General features: G+C 47.5%; 3 protein-coding genes. All 3 read left to right on the top strand.

Annotated features, from left to right (window positions below; genetic code table 11):
- Positions 1–1,432: ABC transporter ATP-binding protein (locus ACR0P9_RS10110; protein ID WP_432619781.1), on the top strand; the 1,432-nt coding region annotated here is incomplete at its 5' end.
- A gap of 127 nt (positions 1,433–1,559) precedes the next feature.
- Positions 1,560–2,264, top strand: a complete 705-nt coding sequence (locus ACR0P9_RS10105; protein WP_432619779.1) for an N-acetylmuramoyl-L-alanine amidase — start codon at positions 1,560–1,562, stop codon at positions 2,262–2,264.
- A 7-nt stretch (positions 2,265–2,271) separates the two neighbouring features.
- On the top strand, positions 2,272–3,005 hold a 734-nt coding region (locus ACR0P9_RS10100), incomplete at its 3' end, for an ATPase domain-containing protein (RefSeq protein ID WP_432619776.1).

Here is a 3,005-nt window from a genome sequence, read left to right as displayed (position 1 = left end):
TCTTCGTAAGCTTCCATTATCCTTTTTTGGAAAGAAAGATCTTGCCGACTTGACCAGCACGATTATGGCGGACTGCGAAGTGTTGGAAAAGACCTGCTCACACTTCATTCCGGGACTTTTCGGTTCTCTCCTTTCTACGGTGCTGATTGCACTTGGACTGTTTTTCTTTGAGCCGCGCATGGCATTAGCTGCACTGTGGGTGATTCCAGTGTCTATTCTTATTGTGTTGTTAAGTTATAAGGTACAGGATCGTGTACAGGCAAAAACAATGTCGGTAAAAATGACCTGTGCCGACGGCATTCAAGAATATATAGAAGCCCTCCGTGATTTAAAGGCCAATAATGCGGAACAGGCATATTTGACTGGACTATCTCAAAAAATTCGTGATGTGGAAAAGCATTCCATCACTGCGGAACTGACCAATGCTGTGTTTGTGACCTCTGCCGGGATGGTGTTGAAGCTGGGTATCGCGTCGGTTGCACTCACCGGTGCTGTGCTGCTGATAAATGGCGAGATCGATGTATTGACATCGTTTATGTTTTTGCTTGTTGCTTCCCGTCTGTATGACCCGATGCAGAGCGCCTTACAAAATCTTGCGGCGGTGATTTCCATGCGAACGAATGTTGGACGCATGAATGAGATTCTCGATCATCCGATTCAACAAGGCAGTGAAGTATTGACCAATCAGGGCTGCGACATCGTATTCCATCACGTCGGTTTTGCATACAATTCCGGCGAAACCGTTCTGCGCGATGTTTCATTTACCGCAAAGCAGGGAGAGGTCACAGCTCTTGTCGGCTCATCTGGAGGCGGAAAGACCACGGTGTCTCGACTGGCAGCACGGTTCTGGGATTATCAGAAAGGCAGCATCACCGTTGGCGGCATGGATGTATCTAAAATTGATCCCGAAAAGCTCATGAGCCTCTACTCTATTGTATTTCAAGATGTAACATTATTTGACAATACAATTCTAGAAAATATTCGATTGGGCAAAAAAGATGCCACTGACGAAGAGGTTTTGGCGGCGGCAAAACTTGCCAATTGCGATGAGTTTGCGGAAAAGCTGCCGGACAAGTGGAATACTACCATCGGCGAAAACGGCTGTGCGCTTTCCGGCGGTGAGCGGCAGAGAATCTCTATTGCACGAGCATTTTTGAAAGATGCTCCGATTATTCTGCTGGATGAAGCTACAGCAAGTCTCGATGTGGAAAATGAAACACTCATTCAGACAGCATTGTCTCGGCTGATACAGAATAAGACGGTACTTATCATTGCCCATCGTATGCGTACGGTGGCAGGTGCGGACAAAATTGTAGTACTGTCGGACGGTGTAGTAGCTGAACAGGGAAAGCCGGATGAGCTTTATGCTAAACATGGACGATATACGCATATGGTTGACCTTCAGACCAGCAGTCAACGCTGGACAATTTGAGAAGATATGAAACGACGAGGCGTGCATGACAGGATTGCTCGACCATGAGAAAGATGATATAATATCCTCTAGCATGATGCCGCACGCATAGACATATAGTTCCTAGAGAACCTTTGGGGGCAGAGCTATGTGGAGAAAAAAACGGGCAATCTTAGCAGCAGTGTTATTGCTGGCAATCGTATCTGCGTTCATGTCATATGGAGAACGCTTGCGGCTTTCTGGCGTTTTTGCGCCGCACAGTTATCAACATACGTTGGTGCTGGACGCGGGACACGGCGGCATAGACGGCGGTGCCGTGGCGGAAGACGGAACCGCAGAGCAAGACATCAATTTGGCAATTGTCAAGAAATGTCAGGCGTTGGCTGGATTTTTCGGCATTCGCACGGTTTTGACGCGGACAGATCAACAATCCTTAAATTATGACCCAGCGAGCACAGTTCGGCAGAACAAAGTGGCAGATATTCATGCGCGAGAAGAACTAACAAATCAAGCAGAAAACCCGATTTTTGTATCGGTACATCTCAACAAGTTTTCAGACAGTCAATATACTGGTGCACAAGTCTTTTGGTCAAAAAACAATCCAGAAGGACAATTGCTTGCCGAATCGGTTCAGGATCAATTGACACTGGGACTGCAGCCGATTCGGCAGCGCACAGCAAAACAAGCACCAGACAGCGTGTATCTGATGAAACATTTGACCTGCCCGGCGATTATTGTGGAATGCGGCTTCTTGTCCAATCAGCAGGAAACCGAGCAATTAAAGCAAGACGGGTATCAGAAAAAACTATCTGTCTGCATGATACATGGATACTTGAATTATTTAGAAGGTTAAACAGTTTATGAAGCAAAAAACAGTGTTTTTATGCAATGAATGCGGTTATGAGAGTCCAAAATGGTACGGAAAATGTCCATCCTGCGGCGCGTGGAATTCGATGGACGAATTCAAAGAGGCGAAAAATGCAGCGGCGCCGCGCGGTGTCCTGCCGAAGACCGAGCGAAAACGCAACAAACCGCTGGAAATTGGAAAAATTGAAACCAATGAAGAAACGCGATTTCGCACCGGCATTTCGGAATTGGACCGCGTGTTGGGCGGCGGTGCTGTACACGGAAGTTTTGTTCTTGTCGGCGGCGAGCCGGGCATTGGCAAATCGACGCTGTTGCTCCAGATGTGTCAGGAGATGAGCCGACAGGCAAAGATTTTATATGTCTCCGGAGAGGAATCGCTGCGGCAGATTCGCTTGCGTGCGGATCGACTGCACATTTCCTCGCCGGAGCTATTTGTACTGGCAGAAACGGATTTGGAAGAAATTCTGGCGGAAACGGAACTGTTACTGCCGGACGTTCTGATTGTGGACTCCATTCAGACCATTTACAAATCCGATCTCAACAGTGCACCGGGCAATACCACGCAGATTAAAGAGTGCGCAATGACACTCATGCAGTATGCCAAGCGGCACAACGTCACGATTTTTATTGTCGGTCATGTCAACAAAGAAGGCACATTGGCAGGTCCGAAAATTTTGGAACATATGGTTGACTGTGTGCTGTATTTTGAGGGCGAGAAGCAGGTTTC

The organism is Butyricicoccus sp., assembly GCF_050872565.1.
Taxonomy (GTDB): Bacteria; Bacillota; Clostridia; order Oscillospirales; family Butyricicoccaceae; genus Butyricicoccus_A.
This window is presented reverse-complemented; position numbering and strand designations above follow the sequence as displayed.

Coding starts and splice junctions, on each gene's coding strand:
- ACR0P9_RS10105 (WP_432619779.1), top strand. CDS start 1,560: ATGTGGAGAAAAAAACGGGCAATCTTAGCAGCAGTGTTATTGCTGGCA.